General features: G+C 33.7%; 13 protein-coding genes, 13 tRNA genes, 1 rRNA gene and 1 pseudogene. 23 read left to right on the top strand and 5 right to left on the bottom strand.

Going from position 1 to position 17,643, the window contains the following annotated elements:
* The first annotated feature begins 8 nt into the window (after positions 1–8).
* From rrf to ACYSNW_RS17630, 14 genes are all read left to right on the top strand, one after another.
* Positions 9–124, top strand: a 5S ribosomal RNA gene (gene rrf / locus ACYSNW_RS17695).
* A 10-nt stretch (positions 125–134) separates the two neighbouring features.
* Positions 135–208 (top strand) — tRNA-Asn (locus tag ACYSNW_RS17690).
* Positions 209–256: 48 nt separating this feature from the next.
* Positions 257–345 (top strand) — tRNA-Ser (locus tag ACYSNW_RS17685).
* 12 nt (positions 346–357) lie between these two features.
* Positions 358–429, top strand: a tRNA-Glu gene (locus tag ACYSNW_RS17680).
* A 17-nt stretch (positions 430–446) separates the two neighbouring features.
* Positions 447–519: transfer RNA gene (locus tag ACYSNW_RS17675), tRNA-Val, on the top strand.
* 4 nt (positions 520–523) lie between these two features.
* Positions 524–600, top strand: a tRNA-Asp gene (locus ACYSNW_RS17670).
* Positions 601–629: 29 nt separating this feature from the next.
* Positions 630–702 (top strand) — tRNA-Phe (locus ACYSNW_RS17665).
* Between the two features lie 4 nt (positions 703–706).
* Positions 707–787, top strand: a tRNA-Tyr gene (locus ACYSNW_RS17660).
* A 3-nt stretch (positions 788–790) separates the two neighbouring features.
* Positions 791–864, top strand: a tRNA-Trp gene (locus ACYSNW_RS17655).
* Between the two features lie 15 nt (positions 865–879).
* Positions 880–952 (top strand) — tRNA-His (locus tag ACYSNW_RS17650).
* A gap of 31 nt (positions 953–983) precedes the next feature.
* Positions 984–1,056, top strand: a tRNA-His gene (locus ACYSNW_RS17645).
* Between the two features lie 14 nt (positions 1,057–1,070).
* Positions 1,071–1,142, top strand: a tRNA-Gln gene (locus tag ACYSNW_RS17640).
* A gap of 27 nt (positions 1,143–1,169) precedes the next feature.
* Positions 1,170–1,240 (top strand) — tRNA-Cys (locus ACYSNW_RS17635).
* Positions 1,241–1,259: 19 nt separating this feature from the next.
* Positions 1,260–1,343, top strand: a tRNA-Leu gene (locus ACYSNW_RS17630).
* A 142-nt stretch (positions 1,344–1,485) separates the two neighbouring features.
* Here ACYSNW_RS17630 and ACYSNW_RS17625 read toward each other — a convergent pair.
* From ACYSNW_RS17625 to ACYSNW_RS17615, 3 genes are read right to left on the bottom strand one after another with little or no spacing between them, the layout of a single operon-like run.
* Positions 1,486–1,623: a hypothetical protein gene (locus tag ACYSNW_RS17625; RefSeq protein WP_461746764.1), complete on the bottom strand. Its 138-nt coding sequence runs from the start codon at positions 1,621–1,623 to the stop codon at positions 1,486–1,488.
* Positions 1,596–2,075, bottom strand: a complete 480-nt coding sequence (locus ACYSNW_RS17620) for a tyrosine-type recombinase/integrase (RefSeq protein ID WP_461746762.1) — start codon at positions 2,073–2,075, stop codon at positions 1,596–1,598. The genes ACYSNW_RS17625 and ACYSNW_RS17620 overlap by 28 nt, the downstream gene beginning before the upstream one ends.
* A 15-nt stretch (positions 2,076–2,090) precedes the next feature.
* Entirely contained in the window at positions 2,091–2,393 is a 303-nt protein-coding gene (locus ACYSNW_RS17615) for a phage integrase SAM-like domain-containing protein (RefSeq protein ID WP_461746760.1), read from the bottom strand.
* 524 nt (positions 2,394–2,917) lie between these two features.
* On the opposite strand from ACYSNW_RS17615, the gene ACYSNW_RS17610 reads away from it, so the two are divergent.
* Both ACYSNW_RS17610 and ACYSNW_RS17605 read left to right on the top strand, forming a co-directional pair.
* Positions 2,918–3,286, top strand: a complete 369-nt coding sequence (locus ACYSNW_RS17610; protein WP_461746758.1) for an ArsR/SmtB family transcription factor — start codon at positions 2,918–2,920, stop codon at positions 3,284–3,286.
* A 4-nt stretch (positions 3,287–3,290) separates the two neighbouring features.
* A complete protein-coding gene (locus tag ACYSNW_RS17605) occupies positions 3,291–5,393 on the top strand; it encodes a heavy metal translocating P-type ATPase (RefSeq protein ID WP_461746756.1) in 2,103 nt (700 codons plus the stop codon).
* 374 nt (positions 5,394–5,767) lie between these two features.
* Here the strand turns inward: ACYSNW_RS17605 and ACYSNW_RS17600 are convergent.
* Positions 5,768–5,872, bottom strand: a pseudogene (locus ACYSNW_RS17600) (IS3 family transposase); the annotation flags it as partial.
* A gap of 795 nt (positions 5,873–6,667) precedes the next feature.
* Here ACYSNW_RS17600 and ppdK point away from each other — a divergent pair.
* The 4 genes from ppdK to ACYSNW_RS17580 all read left to right on the top strand — a co-directional run bounded on the left by ppdK (position 6,668) and on the right by ACYSNW_RS17580 (position 12,387).
* The gene (ppdK, locus tag ACYSNW_RS17595) at positions 6,668–9,286 is read left to right on the top strand and encodes a pyruvate, phosphate dikinase (RefSeq protein WP_461746754.1); all 2,619 of its coding nucleotides are present in this window, start codon (positions 6,668–6,670) and stop codon (positions 9,284–9,286) included.
* A 523-nt stretch (positions 9,287–9,809) separates the two neighbouring features.
* Positions 9,810–10,823, top strand: coding sequence for an alcohol dehydrogenase AdhP (gene adhP, locus ACYSNW_RS17590; RefSeq protein WP_461746752.1), 1,014 nt, complete (start codon positions 9,810–9,812; stop codon positions 10,821–10,823).
* Positions 10,824–10,847: 24 nt separating this feature from the next.
* On the top strand, positions 10,848–11,618 hold the full coding sequence (locus ACYSNW_RS17585; RefSeq protein WP_461746750.1) for a helix-turn-helix domain-containing protein: 771 nt from the start codon (positions 10,848–10,850) through the stop codon (positions 11,616–11,618).
* A gap of 304 nt (positions 11,619–11,922) precedes the next feature.
* A complete protein-coding gene (locus tag ACYSNW_RS17580; RefSeq protein WP_461746748.1) occupies positions 11,923–12,387 on the top strand; it encodes a hypothetical protein in 465 nt (154 codons plus the stop codon).
* A gap of 132 nt (positions 12,388–12,519) precedes the next feature.
* Here ACYSNW_RS17580 and ACYSNW_RS17575 read toward each other — a convergent pair whose 3' ends face one another.
* Positions 12,520–13,608 (bottom strand): hypothetical protein, encoded by a 1,089-nt coding sequence (locus ACYSNW_RS17575; protein ID WP_461746746.1) that lies wholly within the window; start codon positions 13,606–13,608, stop codon positions 12,520–12,522.
* A 167-nt stretch (positions 13,609–13,775) separates the two neighbouring features.
* On the opposite strand from ACYSNW_RS17575, the gene ACYSNW_RS17570 reads away from it, so the two are divergent.
* From ACYSNW_RS17570 to ACYSNW_RS17560, 3 genes are all read left to right on the top strand, one after another.
* A complete protein-coding gene (locus tag ACYSNW_RS17570) occupies positions 13,776–14,369 on the top strand; it encodes a TetR/AcrR family transcriptional regulator (RefSeq protein ID WP_461746744.1) in 594 nt (197 codons plus the stop codon).
* A gap of 163 nt (positions 14,370–14,532) precedes the next feature.
* Positions 14,533–15,234, top strand: a complete 702-nt coding sequence (locus ACYSNW_RS17565) for an ABC transporter ATP-binding protein (RefSeq protein ID WP_461746742.1) — start codon at positions 14,533–14,535, stop codon at positions 15,232–15,234.
* Positions 15,235–17,547 carry an ABC transporter permease gene (locus ACYSNW_RS17560; RefSeq protein WP_461746740.1) on the top strand — a complete coding sequence of 771 codons (2,313 nt, stop codon included), beginning with the start codon at positions 15,235–15,237 and terminating at the stop codon, positions 17,545–17,547.
* Positions 17,548–17,643 lie beyond the last annotated feature (96 nt).

Raw genomic sequence — 17,643 nt, 5'->3', positions numbered from 1 at the left:
ACACCCAGTGTGGTGGCGATAGCGAGAAGGATACACCTGTTCCCATGCCGAACACAGAAGTTAAGCTTCTTAGCGCCGATTGTAGTGAAGGGTTTCCCTTTGTGAGAGTAGGACGTCGCCACGCTAAGTGTTATTCCGGCATAGCTCAGTTGGTAGTAGCGCATGACTGTTAATCATGATGTCGTAGGTTCGAGTCCTACTGCCGGAGTTCCTGATATAAGGATTAATGAGTAAAGTCTATGCTTCTTTTAGCTCTGGAGAGTTGTCCGAGAGGCCGAAGGAGCATGATTGGAAATCATGTAGGCGGTGAACACTGTCTCAAGGGTTCGAATCCCTTACTCTCCGTTTCATTATATTGGCCCGTTGGTCAAGCGGTTAAGACACCGCCCTTTCACGGCGGTAACACGGGTTCGATTCCCGTACGGGTCATTTGTTTTATATTATCTGGAGGTTTAGCTCAGCTGGGAGAGCACCTGCCTTACAAGCAGGGGGTCAGCGGTTCGATCCCGTTAACCTCCATAGTGGTTCCGTAGTTCAGTTGGTTAGAATGCCTGCCTGTCACGCAGGAGGTCGCGGGTTCGAGTCCCGTCGGGACCGCCATTATAATATTATAAAACAAAGTACTTATTGGCGTGGTAGCTCAGTTGGTAGAGCAACGGATTGAAGCTCCGTGTGTCGGCAGTTCGATTCTGTCTCACGCCATTATGGAGGAATAGCGAAGTGGCTAAACGCGACGGACTGTAAATCCGTTCCTTAGGGTTCAGTGGTTCGAATCCACTTTCCTCCATTTAGGGGCATAGTTTAAAGGTAGAACAGCGGTCTCCAAAACCGTTAGTGTGGGTTCAATTCCTGCTGCCCCTGCCATTATTTTAAATAATGGCGATCGTGGTGAAGTGGTTAACACAGCGGATTGTGATTCCGCCATTCGTGGGTTCGATTCCCATCGGTCGCCCCTTTAATCATGATGTTTTTATAGCTTTATGGCGATTGTGGTGAAGTGGTTAACACAGCGGATTGTGATTCCGCCATTCGTGGGTTCGATTCCCATCAGTCGCCCTTTTACAAAATTTTGGGGTATAGCCAAGCGGTAAGGCAACAGGTTTTGATCCTGTCATGCGTTGGTTCGAATCCAGCTACCCCAGTTATATTTTTATATAATATGTTAATATGGCGGTATAGCCAAGTGGTAAGGCAGAGGTCTGCAAAACCTTCATCACCGGTTCAAATCCGGTTACCGCCTTGCATATTTATTTTATTAAGCCGGCGTGGCGGAATTGGCAGACGCGCTGGACTCAAAATCCAGTGCCCGCGAGGGCGTGCCGGTTCGACCCCGGCCGCCGGTATTTATTGGTATAGCAACGTTTCCGAGAGGTTCGTTCAGCTATACCAATTTTTGTTTTTTGCATTTTTTTAAATCGGGTATGCCAAAAGTATGCCATTTTTTGGTAACTTTACTTTTTGATACTAGAATTAAATAACAAAGAATTAGTAAAAGCTATCTAATCGGCTAGCAGTATCTAACTGCTTACTTGGATATAAATGTCCATATAAGTCATAGATGGTTGTAATTGAAGCATGACCAATTCGTTCTTTTATCATATACGGATCTTCATTATTATTGATAAGAAGTGCAACATGAGAATGTCTGAAATCATGAATTCGTATTTTTTCAATTGAAGGATCTCTTCGTAGAACAGCTTCATATTTTTTCGAACATGGTCTTTTGTTAAAAGTTCAGAACCTCGTTGAAAAACTTGAATTTTATCCCAATCTTTTACCAACATTTGTTCTTCCAATAAGATCATTTGTTGGTTTCTCCATTTCCTCAAATCTTTTATCAATTTTGAATTCACTACAATTCGTCTTTTTCCAGCTGTGGTTTTCGGTTCATTATAAATACAATGGCCTTTAAGTTTAACTAAGGTCTTATTTACATTTATTTCAGAACGGTTAAAATCAATATCCTCCCAAGTTATTCCTAGCAATTCTCCAGAACGCATCCCAGTAAAAAATGAGACTGAAAAAAATAGTAGAAAATTTAGTTCATCCGCATAAAACAAGTGTTTGAAATTCATGAACTCTTGAACTGTCTAAAACTTCATCTTTTTTGCTTCCGTTTTTAACTTTCTAAGATGAGTACATGGGTTATCTTTGATGCATCCTTTTCTTAATGCTATATCTAGTATTTTTTTGAGTAGAATCAAGATCTTATTGATACTATTATTCATTAGCTCTTTTTTAAGTAGAGATTCACGAAATTCATCAATATGCTCATATGTTAATTGAACAACGATAGAATTTTCAAAATAGCTCTTGATATGTCTATAGTAGTTATATTCTTGTGTTTGAATATAACTGGCTTTCCTTTGATTTCTACTATCTTCTTTCTTCATCAACTCATAGAATGGATCAATGCGAATATAATTGAAATCAGGCTCATCATTAAGAATATAGATATTAATCTTTTTTTCTTCTTCCTTAGCTTCTTTTTTAGTTGCAAACGCCTTTCTGACAATTCACTTTCTTTTTCCAGTAATTACATTAGGGCCAGCAAAAATGTCTATCATCCGATTTTTTTATCCTTTGATTTTCTAACTGTCACATCAATCATCCTTTCGATAAGGCTTTTGACATGAGTCAAATAATTGAATTTCTTTGTTTACATAATACTATATGGGTTTTAGAAAGTTTATTTAAACTGGAAATTAAATACTACTAACACAATTTCTTCAAAAGTTAGGAAAGTATAGAGTCTAATACAGTGTAAAGTTTGATGAATCTTGTAATTTCTTAGGTTACTTAGTTACTAATTGATATATTCTAGAAACATATATTTTTAGCTATGGCATTATATTGACAAGTAAAATTTAAAAGTTTAAAATACAGTTGAATAAACGCTCAACTGAGGAGTGAGAATATGAGTAATCAAGAAGTGATATGTGATTGTGAAGTAATACATGAAGAGGTTGTAGCTAAAGTAAAACAAGCGATACCAAATAAGCAAAAAATTGTTGACTTAGCTAGTTTGTACAAGGTGTTTTCTGATAAAACTAGACTAGAGATACTATATGCTTTACATGAGAATGAAATGTGTGTCTGTGATTTGGCTGTTCTATTAGATATGACTAAATCTGCAATTTCTCACCAATTAAAAACACTAAGACTTGCTAATCTGGTAAAGAATAGACGAGAAGGTAAGATTGTGTATTATTCACTTGCTGAGCGTCATATGTATGAAATATTTGAACAAAGTTTCAAGCATATTGCAGAATCAAGTTGGAGGTAATGATATGAAAAGGGAATATGTATTGGAGGGATTGACTTGTGTAAATTGTGCAGGGAAAATCGAGTCTGATGTAAAGAAAATGAATGGTATCACCAATGTAACACTTAACTTAATGAATACAACTTTAACATTTGACAAGAAAGATGACAGTGGACTTGATAAAGAGATTGAAAAGATAGTTCATAAATATGAGCCAGAAGTTGGCGTGTTTTCTAAAAAGGATTATAAACAAAAAATAACCAATATTTCAAGCTTTAAAGACAATAAGATTTTTCTTCAATTAGTGATTGGAGCAATTATTTTTGTAATTGCTTTAGCTGCTAATACACAGGATGGTATTAACGATTGGATAAAGTTAGGCATTTTCTTAATCAGTTATGGCATATTAGGTGGAAATGTTTTACTAAAAGCAGTTCGCAATATTTTTAAAGGACAAGTATTTGATGAAAATTTTTTAATGAGTATTGCTACAATTGGGGCGTTTATTATTGGTGAAACAGCGGAAGCAGTTGCAGTTATGCTGTTTTATCAAATTGGTGAATTATTTCAAGACATTGCAGTTAAACGTTCTAAAAAATCAATTACAGATTTAATGGATATTCGTCCCGATTATGCAAACTTGAAAGTTGGAAATGACATCAAAAAAGTGAATCCTGAAACAATAAGGATTGGTGAGGTCATTGTTGTTAAAGCTGGTGAAAAAGTTTCTCTTGATGGAATTGTCATTGATGGTGAATCCATGTTAGAAACAAAAGCATTGACTGGTGAATCAGTTCCCCGAAAAGCAGAAGCTGGGGATAATGTATTATCTGGCTGCATAAATCAAAGTGGTGTACTAACGATTAAAGTTACAAAAACATTTGGTGAATCAACAGTGACAAAAATTATTGATCTTGTTGAAAATGCAAGCAGTAAAAAAGCATCAACGGAAAATTTTATCACAAAATTTTCTAGATATTACACTCCAGTTATCGTGATTGTAGCAACATTACTATCAATCATTCCTCCTCTATTCTTTGGCGGAGAATGGTCTGACTGGGTAAATAGAGGCTTAATCTTCCTTGTAATCTCATGTCCGTGCGCATTAGTCGTTTCAATTCCATTAGGCTTTTTTGGTGGAATTGGTGGTGCGTCTAAAAATGGTGTATTGATTAAAGGAAGTAACTATCTTGAAGCCTTGAACAATGTGGATACAATTGTTTTTGATAAAACAGGAACATTGACTGAAGGTGTATTTGAAGTATCCTCAATAAATACAAGTAATAGGTTTACAGAAGAACAACTAGTAGAGTATGCAGCAAAAGCAGAAGCACTATCTAATCATCCAATCGCTGTGTCAATTAAGAATGCTTATGGTAAAGAGATTGGACACAATGAGCTCGATTCCTACAAAGAAATTGCGGGGTATGGAATTAGTGTAAAGATTGAAGAAAAGCCTGTGCTTGCAGGAAACGAAAAATTGATGAAAAAATATAATGTTAAGTATACCCAAAATAATGAAATAGGAACAGTTGTTTATATTGCCGTTGATTATGTGTTTGCTGGTTCAATTGTGATTTCTGATAAAATCAAGCATGATAGCTTTGAAGCGATTCAATCACTTAAGAGTAAAGGCGTTCATAAGACAGTGATGCTAACAGGTGATAATAATGTAATTGCTGAAAACATTGCAAAAGAATTGTCACTAGATGAAGTTTATTCAGAGCTACTTCCAACAGATAAAGTAGATATTTTAGAAAAATTAGAAGTTGAAGAAGTAGGGAAAGGAAAATTGGCTTTTGTTGGTGATGGGATTAATGACGCTCCTGTACTAGCAAGAGCGGATATAGGCATTGCTATGGGTGGTTTAGGTTCAGATGCTGCCATTGAAGCAGCGGATATTGTATTAATGACTGATGAGCCATCAAAAATAACAAGAGCTATTGACATTGCAGGATTTACAAAGAAGGTAGTTTGGCAAAATATTATTTTTGCTTTAGGAATTAAAGCGGTATTCTTAATTCTTGGAGCATTAGGGATTGCAACTATGTGGGAAGCTGTGTTTGCAGATGTCGGTGTTTCTGTGCTAGCAATTTTAAATGCTACACGTGTTATAAGATATAAATAAGGATAATATTGTTAAAAGTAAAGAACACTTTTGTTTTGTTTCTTAAAAACAAACAAACGGCATAAATCAATCAGAATCTCGACAATTTCCTAACCATCATTCATTGCAAAGAACGCAATAACTGCTGGTTCGTCCAAGTGCTCAATTCTAAACAATTGTTTTATGATCTGATAAATGGTGGTGCAAAAACAGCTACTACACTGCGCTTCGATCACAACAATTTCTAAGAACTAAAGCTCTAAGAATTGAAGGTTTCGGAAGTAAGTCGAAATAGTTGTAAAACACGGAGAATGAAAGGAGTTGCTGTAGCACAATACCTACTCGGTTCTCGGAGCTAACTGCTTTTGAGGTGCACTCCAAAAGTTGTACGTAAATCAACAAACTGATTGGCTGGTATGAATTCGGTATTTAACCAGACTCATACCAGTCAATTTTTCTTTAATTCGATGATGATTATAATAATTAATATAGGTTTTGACAGCTTCTTTGAAAAAGACATAAAAATTTGAGTGTGTAAGTTATTTTAATAAAAAATTCAATTAACAACCTTACATATATTTATGGAAAGAATTTTAGTTATAGAAAGAATGTTGGAGAATCGAAGTATTTTCAAAACAAGAATTTTTACTTTTTTTGTTTAGCTGTTGTTTACATAGATTCAATTAGAGAATTGAGCGGATGACAGAAAAGAAACTTTAGCCGAACTATTAAAATATTTAATGAGTAGGAATTTTGAGAGTAGCTATTATCGTAGTTACTTTTTTTGTGTTTTTTTCAAAGAACCAGTTGTCTTTAATAGTCAGAAGCAATTGTTCCTTAAAAATTGAATACTTTTATGAAGCTCGCCATAAAAAGGCGGGATGTAAAGGTTTAGAAACTCATTCATTAAGCTATATTATCTGAAACGTGTAATAAGGAATTAAAATTTTTTATTTATGATAAAAATTTCCCAGCAAAGTTATATCTGGTTAGTTATGAATCATATTATTCGAGTGAAGAAGAAAATGTGTTGGTGTCATTATATAGTGTAGAAATTACAACTATAATGAATCAAGTTCAAACGACAATAAATTCAACCTATCGAATCAATTTGAAGAAGATTAATGGAAATTGGTTAATTGATTATGTGTAATTTTTTTGGAATAAAACTAATTTACTACTCTTACTACTTTTTCATAAAAAATCCTGGGTTTAGTGTATGCTATTGACAACTAATGTGATGCACTATATAATCATAAATAAATATTAGTGATACACTATAAGGGGGATGGATTATGAAAACTTACATATTAGATTTTGAAGATGGTAGTAAAGAACAAGCTGGATTATTAGGCGGTAAGGGAGCAAATCTTGCAGAAATGACTAAGTTAGGTTTACCAGTTCCAACAGGATTTACGATAACAACGGAAGCCTGTTTGAATTATTTAGAAGAAAAAACTGGTCTGTCTAATAAACTAAAAGAAGAGATTCAAAAACATGTAGAAACTATGGAGCAAAGAACCAATAAGAAGATAGGCGGGATTGAAAATCCATTACTAGTCTCTGTTCGTAGTGGAGCTAAATTTTCAATGCCAGGAATGATGGATACTATTTTAAATTTGGGACTCAATGATGAAACGGTTGTTGCTTTGGCAGAAAAAAGTCAAAATACTTGTTTTGCGTATGATTGCTATCGGCGTTTATTACAAATGTTTGGTGATGTAGTCTGTGGTATTGATAAAGAGCGCTTCGAAGAGCAACTATCTTATTACAAAGCACAAAGAAACTATCAACTAGATCAAGATATGAATGCTGACGATTGGCAATCGATTGTAAAAATCTACAAGGATATATTTCTTGAAATCACTCATAGACCATTTCCACAAGCACCATTAGAACAACTATACCAATCAATCGAAGCTGTTTTTCGTTCATGGAATAATCGTAGAGCAATGACTTATAGAAAATTACACAATATTCCAGATGATCTAGGAACTGCAGTAAATATCCAAGCCATGGTTTTCGGTAATTTTGGGAATTCAAGTGGAACAGGGGTAGCTTTTACTCGCAATCCAGTTACAGGTGAAAAAGAGATGTTTGGAGAATTTCTGTTAAATGCGCAAGGGGAGGATGTAGTAGCTGGAGTTAGAACACCAGAACCAATAGCGGATCTATCTAAGCGAATGCCTAAAGTCTACCATCAATTCTTAACAGTCGGTGACTTGTTAGAAAAACATTATAGAGATATGCAAGATATAGAATTTACGATTGAAGATGAACAGTTATTTTTATTACAAACAAGAAATGGAAAAAGAACGGCAAAAGCAGGATTTAAAATTTGTACTCAATTAGTAGAAGAAGGGGTTATTTCGAAAAAAGAAGCGATTCAAAGAATAACACCCACGATGATTGATCAATTACTCCATCCTGTATTTGATGAAGAAGAACTAGTTAGCGCAAAAGTTTATGCGAAAGGCTTACCTGCCAGTCCAGGAGCTGCAAGTGGAAACATTTATTTTTCAGCAGAAGAAGCAAAAAAAGCAAGCGAATCTGGCGAAAAGGTTATTCTTATCCGCCAAGAAACATCACCTGAAGATATTGAAGGAATGGTGGTCAGTGAAGCAATTGTTACTTCAAGAGGTGGGATGACTTCTCATGCTGCAGTAGTTGCAAGAGGAATGGGCGTTTGTTGTGTTGTAGGGTGTGAAGAGCTGGAAGTAGATGAATTTATGCAAGAAATGGTGTTTAACGGTCGTAAATTAAAACAGGGAGATTCAATATCCGTGAATGGTGCTACAGGGATTATTTATGAAGGAACAATCTCCAGTAAAGAAGGAGATAATCAGGTCTTGCTCGAAAAGATCCTTCAATGGGCATCTGAGGAAATGGCATTTGGTGTACGAGCAAACGCAGAAACACCTAAGGATATTGAAACGGCACTAAAATATGGGGCGCAAGGAATTGGTTTATCTCGAACAGAGCATATGTTCTTTGGTGAAAAGCGAATTTTTCATATGCGTAAAATGATTTTGGCAGAAAAAAAAGCAGATCGTTTAAAATCATTATTACAGCTAAAAGAATATCAAAAAGCTGATTTTCGACAAATATTTACATTATTAAAAGGAAAACCTTGCACAATTCGTTTACTTGACCCACCTTTGCATGAATTTTTACCGCAAACTGAAAACGAGATCCGTTTGCTAGCCGATGAAATGAACTGTTCTGTAAATGAAATCAATCATAGAATTGCAGAGTTACACGAACAGAATCCTATGTTGGGGCATCGTGGATGTCGTTTAGCGATTACCATGCCAGAAATTTATGAAATGCAAGTAACCGCAATTTTTGAGACGGTTCTTGAATTAACTAAGGAAACCGGTACTGAAATAGTACCAGAAATTATGATTCCTTTGATCAGTTCGCATGAAGAGATGCAGTGGTTGAGAGAAAAATTGAAGAAGTGTATTGATGAATTATTATCAAAAGAGAAACGACAATTAGATTATAAAATTGGTACAATGCTTGAAATTCCACGAGCATGTTTAACCGCAGATAAAATTGCCGAATATGCTGATTTCTTTAGTTTTGGCACCAATGACTTAACGCAATTGACTTATGGCTTTTCAAGAGACGATTCAGGTAAATTTGTTGATGCTTATTTAGAGAAAAAATTATTGAAACAAGATCCTTTTCAACATCTTGATGAAGAGGGGGTAGGTGCATTGATGAAAATTGCTATTGAAAAAGTAAGAAGATTCGATAAAAAGTCAAAGATTGGTATTTGTGGTGAAGTTGGTGGGGACCCACAATCAATTGAATTCTTAAAAAGTTTAGGTATTGATTATATCTCTTGTTCCCCATACCGAGTACCAGCAGCCATATTAACAATTGCAAAAGATGGTGAAGAAAAATAATATGAGTTCTAATAAAAGACGTTTATTTTAAAAGGTAAAGAATAGCTCATTGATCTTTTTTCATTTACATTGGAAGAAGCTTAATGGGCTTAGTATTTTTAAACCAATAAAATTATAGAATTCCTTGATTGGAACTACGGAATAATCTTTGTTATAAAATTTCAAAAAAATCTGGACTTAATTTCATTTATTGAAGTATGTTATTTTTATACAGTTATTGATTTGGAATTATAAAATAGAAAGCTTCATGAAAAATTATTAATAAAAATTCTTTTGTTTAATTTTTAAAATGGAATAATAAGAAAATAATACATAAAAGTAACAATAACTGTAATCAGAATCAACTATTTTTTTCTCAAAGAATTGCAGAAACAGAGCAATATTTTACTCATAAGCACCTACTTTAGTATGATACTCTTTTTGAAAGAGCTTTCTAGATACTGCGATTGACGTTCTCAAATCGTTAGTTAATTATTTCACGATAAAAGGAAGCTCTTTAATTTTCTTGGAAGAAGGGTTACTATTGAAAGCAGCAGTTGTGTCAAAAAATAAAGTCGTTGATGTTATTGAAAGAGAATTAAGAGCATTAAAACCAAATGAAGCATTATTGAAAATGGAATGTTGTGGTGTATGTCATACTGACTTACATGTAAAAGATGGCGATTTTGGTGATGCTTCTGGAATTACGCTTGGTCATGAAGGGATAGGCCGAGTAATCGCTGTTGGAGCAGAAGTGACCTCTTTATCAATTGGAGATCGTGCGAGTGTAGCATGGCTTTATGAAAGTTGCGGGAGTTGCGAGTATTGCATTAATGGCAATGAGTCTTTATGTCGCTCAGTAAAAAATGCTGGTTTTTCAGTGGACGGTGGAATGGCAGAAGAATGTATTGTTGTAGCTGACTATGCTGTAAAAGTTCCATATGATTTAGGATCAGCAGAAGCTAGTAGCATTACTTGTGCAGGTGTTACGACGTATAAAGCAGTAAAAGTTTCTGAAATCAAACCAGGTCAATGGATTGCGATTTATGGTTTAGGTGGTTTAGGAAATTTAGCGTTACAGTACGCAAAAAAAGTTTTTAATGCAAAAGTTATCGGAATAGATATCAATGATAAACAATTAGCATTTGCTAAAGAACATGGTGCAGATATTGTAATTAATCCGGCAAAAGAAGATGCTGCGAAAAAGATTCAAGAATTAACTGGTGGTGCTTATGCAGCGGTCGTTACGGCTGTATCAAAAGCTGCTTTTAATTCTGCTGTCGATTGTGTCCGTGCTGGCGGAACGATTGTAGCGGTAGGATTACCATCTGAAAGTATGGATTTAAGTATTCCACGTCTAGTATTAGATGGGATAAAAATCGTTGGTTCTTTGGTAGGCACACGGACTGATTTAGCAGAAGCATTTCAATTTGCAGCAGAGGGGAAAGTTGTTCCTAAAGTAGTAATGCGTGAATTAGATGAAATCAATGAGATATTTGAGGAAATGTTATCTGGGAAAATTAATGGTCGAATGGTAATTGATTTTTCTAAAAAATAATTTTTAGTTTGAGGAGGTGAAAATATGTGTAATATGCTGATTGTTGATAAGCTGGGAAATCCTGCAGTGGATCAAATGATCCATTTTATTAATAAACACTTTCCCAACGTGATTTTACTTCCTATTACTCAAACAAAAAAAGAAGTACACAAGCTTTGTACTAATCAAAAAATTGAAATTGCGATTATCAATGTGGATGTTGAAGAAGATTGTTTTGAAATACATAAAGAGCTATTACTTTCTAATCCAAATACGAAATCTATCTTATATTCTAATTCTGAGAGTTTTTCAATAGCTCAAAAAGCGTTAAGGTATGGATTAATCGATTACTTAGTTGAACCAATTAATACGGATTTTATTTATGCTTTAGATCGTGCGATTCAATCAATTAATCAAATTTCTTTATTAAATATTGAAAAGAATGGGGACTCTTCACCATCGCTAAATTTGAAACATCAAATTCTGCGTTATATTCATGAAAACTATAATGAACACTTAACTTTGGACACGTTAGCAAATTCTTTACATCTAAGTAAATACTATACTAGTCGACTGATTAAAAATACTTTGGGGATGACTTTCTCCATGTACTTATTGATTTATCGTTTAGAGGTAGCAAAGAAGGAGCTTTCAACAAGCGATTTGTCAATAAATGAAATTTCTAGTAAGGTTGGCTTTAACGATCCTAATTATTTTAGTAAACAATTTAAAAAGATTACTTCATATACCCCAATCCAATATCGAAATACTTATAAGGGGATTGCGACAATAATAGATTCAAGAGTACAAATTTAACCTTATGGTAAATATGAATTTAAGAAAAAAGCTCTATTCAAGAAAGTGACATCTTGAATAGAGCTTTTTCTATAGGACAGTTACTAATTTTCTAGTTGATTTTTTCTTTTTTTTTATAGAATTTTAGTAGCCACAGATTAAAATAAAAGAAAAAAAACAGTTATAATTTTATATACTGAGGTTTGTAAGTATAGAGGAGCTGTCGATTGGCTAATAATCAATTGTGGAAAATTAGAACGATGTATTATCGAATCACGAAGTACATCTGGGTTGTTTATTTCAGTCCTATAAGGAGAAAGATCCAATGTTAGAATTATCAGTGCAACAAGAAAGAGCGATTCACATTTCAAGATTTTGTTATAAAAATTTACTTGAAGAATATGTTCCTACTTTAAGAAATATTTTGAATGAGAAAGATCAAAAAATAGAAATCAAAAAATTTAGTATTCGATTAAAATCTATAGAGGCTATTGCCAAAAAATGTATAGCAAAAAAATTAACTTTTGATACAGAAAAAATTCTACAAGAAATTGAAGATGGTGCGGGAATTCGAATTATATGCTCCTACGTTGAAGAAACGAATGAAGTAATTGATCGTTTAAAAGTTTATTTTAAGTCGTTGACTTTCGAAGAAAAAAGATATGAGCAACATCACATCGAAAGTTGCGCCCATCACTCTGATTTTATTGTGAAAGTTCCTATTTCTTTTTTAGGCAAATTAAAAATTGTTCCACTAGAAATTCAACTTTGTTCTTGTGGCGTAGCATAAGACAATAGAGTAATTTTAGAATCTATTTAAATTATACATAAGAAAATAAAGCATTCACAAAAACTGATAGTCTTGTTTTTGTGAATGCTTGAAAAAATTTTGATGATAGAGCGAGAAGAGATTAGAAGTAACTTATAACACAGTTTCTTTATTTAAGATAATCGATTCTAACCAATGATTTAATTCCATTTCTACTCTAAAATCGCCAAGATTAGGCGCATTTTTTTCTTGTTTTCTAGCTTCATAAAGTATTTTGAGTGCTAGTTCTTGCTGCCGATTGATAAAATATTCATAGCAAGCTTTGATTCTTGCATTTCCAGCTAAAGGCTGTTTTAAGCCAACTTGAGTCATTTTATCTTGCCAAAGTTCGAGAATGCGATTGTCTGTCACATTAGTTAAACATAAATAAAACAGTAATTCTTTTTTTAATTCTATTTGATAAATTGATACTAAACTTGTTTTTTTCTGCCATAAATGATTCAATATTTTACCAACATCTTCCCAGTCTTTATTTTCCAAATATAATCCTAAAAGCAAGAATTTTTGATAGTCATTAAAATAAGTTGTTTTTTTATCGATTGGAACTAAACAGAAATATTCTTTTGGAAGATCTAAATAAGTTTTCCCACTAGTTAGTTGATAATTTACTTCAAACTGAAGGTAAAGTAAATATTGTTGATTTTCACTACTTGAAGCTATTTTTAAGCTCATACCATCATTAAAGCCAAATGGAATCAGATTTGTTAGGAAAATAAAAATACCAATTAACACGAAAAGAGCGGCAAATGGTGAACGAGATAAGAAAAAGACTCCGACAATCAAGCTGAAAATTAAATTCATTAGTACACCGCCAAGTAAGTATAAACGAAATGGAAATTTTCCTTTTTGATAGTTAGGAGGAGCCATTAAACATTGTCCCAATGTACCTGGAACTTTTAATCGTTTAAAAGAAATGCTTCCTTTATTTTCCCAAACCCACATAAATGAAAAAACACGAAAACTTACCATTTTATAACCAGTTAATTTTCCAAAAACTCCATGTCCTGCTTCGTGAATAATGATATGAAAAATATAAAAAAATATCGCTGAGATAATTAATAGCAAAAAATCATAAAAATCAAAATTATCAAAAGTAATATATTGCCCTAAGAAAAAACCGATTATTCCTCCAATCAAAGCTGAGATTAGAAGAACGCCTAAAAATTTAATTGTTTTTTTCAATATATACCGCCCCTAAACAGTTGATGCTCTTATTTTACAACAATAATTGTAGATGTTCTATCTCATTATTTGGTAAAAATATTATTGACAAAATAAATAGAGTATTATATGATTTTCGTGACCGGTTTGGTTTTTTTAGTCATAAAAATTCAAGGAGGCATACAAGATTGGCAAGAGGATTTTCGGCAGAGGAAAAGGTTTTGATTAAGGAACAGCTGCAACAAGAGTTCATTAAGGAATTAAAAGTACGCACGATTCAACAGGTTAGAATCGATGATTTAGTAAAAAAAGTAGGGATTGCCAAAGGGTCGTTTTATCTCTTTTATCCTTCTAAAGAATTGCTTTTTGTTGATGTTGCTCAGAGAGTTCAGCGCGAATTAGTAGCCGAGGTATTAAATATCCTGACTATTCATAAAGAGTTGAATAAAAAAGAACAACTAAAAATAATGGTAAAACAAATTTTTGTTTTATTAACTGAATCTTTTCCATGGTTAACGAAATTAGAATCGGTAGAGTATGAAAAAAGTATTCGTAAACTGCCTAAAGAAGCGCGCCAGTCATTGTTAAGGGATGATATTTTGGATTTTGAAAGAGTATTAAAGAAAATGGAATTGAAAGTAACTATCCCGCTTCGAGAGTTTATAACGATGATTCAGATTATTGTTTTGTCGAATACAATGAGTTCAGTCTATATGGATTATGACAGTACAATTACTAAAATGATTAGTGTGATTATAGATCAATTTATCGAAGAAAAATAATCTCGCTTATCAAAGCGAGCGCTTGATTTTGAATGTGAGCACAATTTTTGTGAATTGGAATGGAACCAAAAATAATTGTTTGTTTCTGTTCCAAATTTTTAAAGGAATTTTTATGACTAAAAAAACCATTAGGGTCATATAGTTTTTTGGAGGGGGAAGAAAAATGAATATGATAGAAGTTAGAAATGTTGTTAAAGAATATCAAACGGGACAGCAAGAAATCAGAGCGTTGGATGATGTTTCATTTAATGTAAAACGAGGAGAATTTACAGTTATTTTAGGACCAAGTGGATCGGGAAAAAGTACCTTGCTAAATATTTTAGGCGGAATGGATCAACTAACCAGTGGAGAAGTTCGAATCGAGAATAAAGAAATCAGTCATTTAAATGAAGCGCAATTAACCGAATATCGACGAAGTAAAATTGGTTTTGTCTTTCAATTTTATAATTTAATACCAACATTAACTGCCTATGAAAATGTTGAAATTGTTCAAAATATCGGTAAAAATTCTTTTACAGCAGATGAAATGTTAACAGCAGTTGGTTTAGAAAATCGTAAAAAAAATTTTCCCGAAGGATTATCTGGAGGTGAATTACAACGAGTTTCAATTGCAAGAGCATTATGCAAAAATCCTGCATTAGTTCTCTGTGATGAACCGACAGGCGCGTTAGACACAAAAACGGGTCAACGAATTTTCTTATTATTACAAAAAATGGCTCATCAGTATCAAAAGACGGTTGTTGTGGTAACACATAATGCAGCCATCGCACCAGCTGCTGACAAAGTGATTCGAATTCATGATGGCAAAATTCAAGAAGTGGTTGAAAATCGTGAGCCGCTTTCAATGGACAAGGTGGTGTGGTAAATGAAAGTTTTGACAATTAAAATGCTGCGTGACCTACGAAAAATGAAAGGAGAGTTTATTTCAATTTTTTTCTTGACCTTAATCGGCATGCTTCTTTTTACAGGCTTTATTAGTGGTTGGAAAACGATGGAGAAAACTGGCAATAAGTGGTCGGAAGAAAAAAATATGGCAGATGCTTGGGTCAATGGTGATCAGATATCAGATGAGTTGATTAACCAACTAGAGAGCAAATCAGCAATTCTAATGGTTGAAAAACAAACGCTAGGACTAGTTTCTATCGGAAAAAAAAATAGCGATCAAGTTCTACAAGCAGTGGTGACTGATCAGATGGATTGCTCAAAATTACAAGCTGTTTCTGGTGAATCGTTCACTAAAGAAAAAGCTGGTGTTTGGTTAGATAAGTATTATGCGGAAGCTAATGGCTTTAAGACGAAAGACGACATTACTCTTTGGTATGAGGATCAAAAAATTGAAACGGTTGTTTTGGGAACGATTATTGCTCCTGATTTTATTTCATATAAAGGAGCGAATAATGATTTAGTTATCAATCATCAAAAAAATGGCTATGTTTATTCGAATAGTCAAACAATGCCGCTTTTTCAAACGCTTGGAACGAATCATTTATTGTTAAAATTAAAATCAACTAATGATCCTGAAGAAAGTCGTGAAATAGTTGAATATCAATTGGGAGAACATTTTGTTGGCTATCGAATAAGGGAAACAAACCCTAATGTGGCTCTTTATTTTCAAAAAGTATCGATGATGAAAAAGTTAGCGATTTTATTTTCTGGTGTCATCCTGATTTTGGTTTTGTTGACCATTTTAACGACGATTCAACGATTAGTGAAGCAACAGCAGACGATTATTGCGACTTTGAAGGCATTAGGATTACGAAATCGCATGATTTTGCTTCATTACAGTAGTTATGGTTTTTTCATTAGTTTATTAGGATCAGTTGCAGGTTTAGTGATTGCTCCGTATACGTTTACGCCTTTTCTTCTAGAAGTGCAAGAAAAACAATTTATGTTGGGGGAATGGCAGAATGAATTTCCTACAATCATTTATTTGGTAGGGCTATTGATTGTTTTTTTAAGCACTTTGACTGCTTATTTGGCTAGCCGGAAAAGTGTACGAGCGTTACCCGCAATCATGATGCGCGCTTCTTCAGAAAATCATGAAGCTACTCAACAAGCAAGTTTTACTACGTTATTGTTTAATCACTTTTCTTTTGCATGGAAATGGGTTTTACGTGATGGTTTTAGAAACAAGAAAAAGGTGATTGTCGCTGCTTTTGCAGTTTTTGGAAGTATTCTATTAATGATTATTAGCTTTGGCATACAGTATTCAGTAACTCAATCTAATGAAACTTTATTTGGCAAGGAATTTGATTATCGTTATTCTGTTCAATTGACGAATCAAGCAACTGCTGAACAAAAAGAAGCGATTTGGCACGTGACACATGAAGAGGGCCAGTGGCAAGAAACAAAGCAAGGACAATTAAAAACAGCTGTAAGTAATGAAAACATATTGATTAATATTATTGATCCAGGGATTTATCTACATCTTCAAGATAATAATGGGGAAACAATCAGACTAGATGAAGAGGAAATTGTTTTAAGCCACTTTTTAGCTGAAAAATGGCAAATCGCGATTGGCGACACGGTTGGGTTTAAACCAATCGGTACTTCAAGCTACAAAATGGCTGTTGTAACAAATATTGCTTATGTCAGTGCTCCTCAAGGAATCTTTATCAGCAGCAGAAATTGGCAAGCGTTCAATTATCCCTTTTCACCAACTACGTTAATGGTCGGCAGTTCTATTTCACAAAAAAAATTACTAGATCAGTCAGGAGTTAGTAAAGTCACTTCTTTGAACAAACAAAGGGAAGATGCAGAAGAGGCTGTGCAAAGTTTACAAAAAATTATTATTTTTTATGGAATTTTTGCAGCGATACTAAGTATGATTGTTTTGTATAATTTAGGCGTTTTAAATTTTACGGAACGTTATCGAGAGTATGCAACCTTACGTGTGCTAGGTTTTAGAAAAAGAGAAATTCGAGGAATTATTTTAAGAGATCAAGGGTTATCTTTTGTGATTGGTGGATTGATTAGCTTATTTTTAGTTCAACCAGTTTTAAAATTATTTTGCCAAGTAGCTAGCACTGAAGATTTAGAGATTTTTCCAAAAATTGATGGGCTTAGAATTATTCTGTCTTTTGGTTCAATCTTAATTTGTGCCTTACTCGTTGGCGCTTATATTAGCCGAAAAGTTCAAAAAATCGAAATGACCGAAGCGCTGAAGAATGTTGAATAATCAATAAAAAAAAGGAGGGATCATTCGGAAAAAATTTCCAACGTAATTGTTCTCTATTTGCTTTACTTATTCATTTACTCATGTTATTATCAATTC

This window comes from Enterococcus sp. LJL99 (genome assembly GCF_054871725.1).
Note: the sequence above shows the minus strand (reverse complement) of the source record. Positions and strands in the feature narration are given on the sequence as shown.

What these genes read in the sequence shown, in the direction of transcription:
- ACYSNW_RS17605 (WP_461746756.1), top strand. Translation starts at nt 3,291, where the DNA reads ATGAAAAGGGAATATGTATTGGAGGGATTGACTTGTGTAAATTGTGCA.
- ACYSNW_RS17610 (WP_461746758.1), top strand. Translation starts at nt 2,918, where the DNA reads ATGAGTAATCAAGAAGTGATATGTGATTGTGAAGTAATACATGAAGAG.
- ppdK (WP_461746754.1), top strand. Translation starts at nt 6,668, where the DNA reads ATGAAAACTTACATATTAGATTTTGAAGATGGTAGTAAAGAACAAGCT.
- ACYSNW_RS17615 (WP_461746760.1), bottom strand. Translation starts at nt 2,393, where the DNA reads ATGAAGAAAGAAGATAGTAGAAATCAAAGGAAAGCCAGTTATATTCAA.
- ACYSNW_RS17585 (WP_461746750.1), top strand. Translation starts at nt 10,848, where the DNA reads ATGTGTAATATGCTGATTGTTGATAAGCTGGGAAATCCTGCAGTGGAT.
- ACYSNW_RS17580 (WP_461746748.1), top strand. Translation starts at nt 11,923, where the DNA reads ATGTTAGAATTATCAGTGCAACAAGAAAGAGCGATTCACATTTCAAGA.
- ACYSNW_RS17565 (WP_461746742.1), top strand. Translation starts at nt 14,533, where the DNA reads ATGAATATGATAGAAGTTAGAAATGTTGTTAAAGAATATCAAACGGGA.
- ACYSNW_RS17620 (WP_461746762.1), bottom strand. Translation starts at nt 2,075, where the DNA reads ATGAATTTCAAACACTTGTTTTATGCGGATGAACTAAATTTTCTACTA.
- ACYSNW_RS17560 (WP_461746740.1), top strand. Translation starts at nt 15,235, where the DNA reads ATGAAAGTTTTGACAATTAAAATGCTGCGTGACCTACGAAAAATGAAA.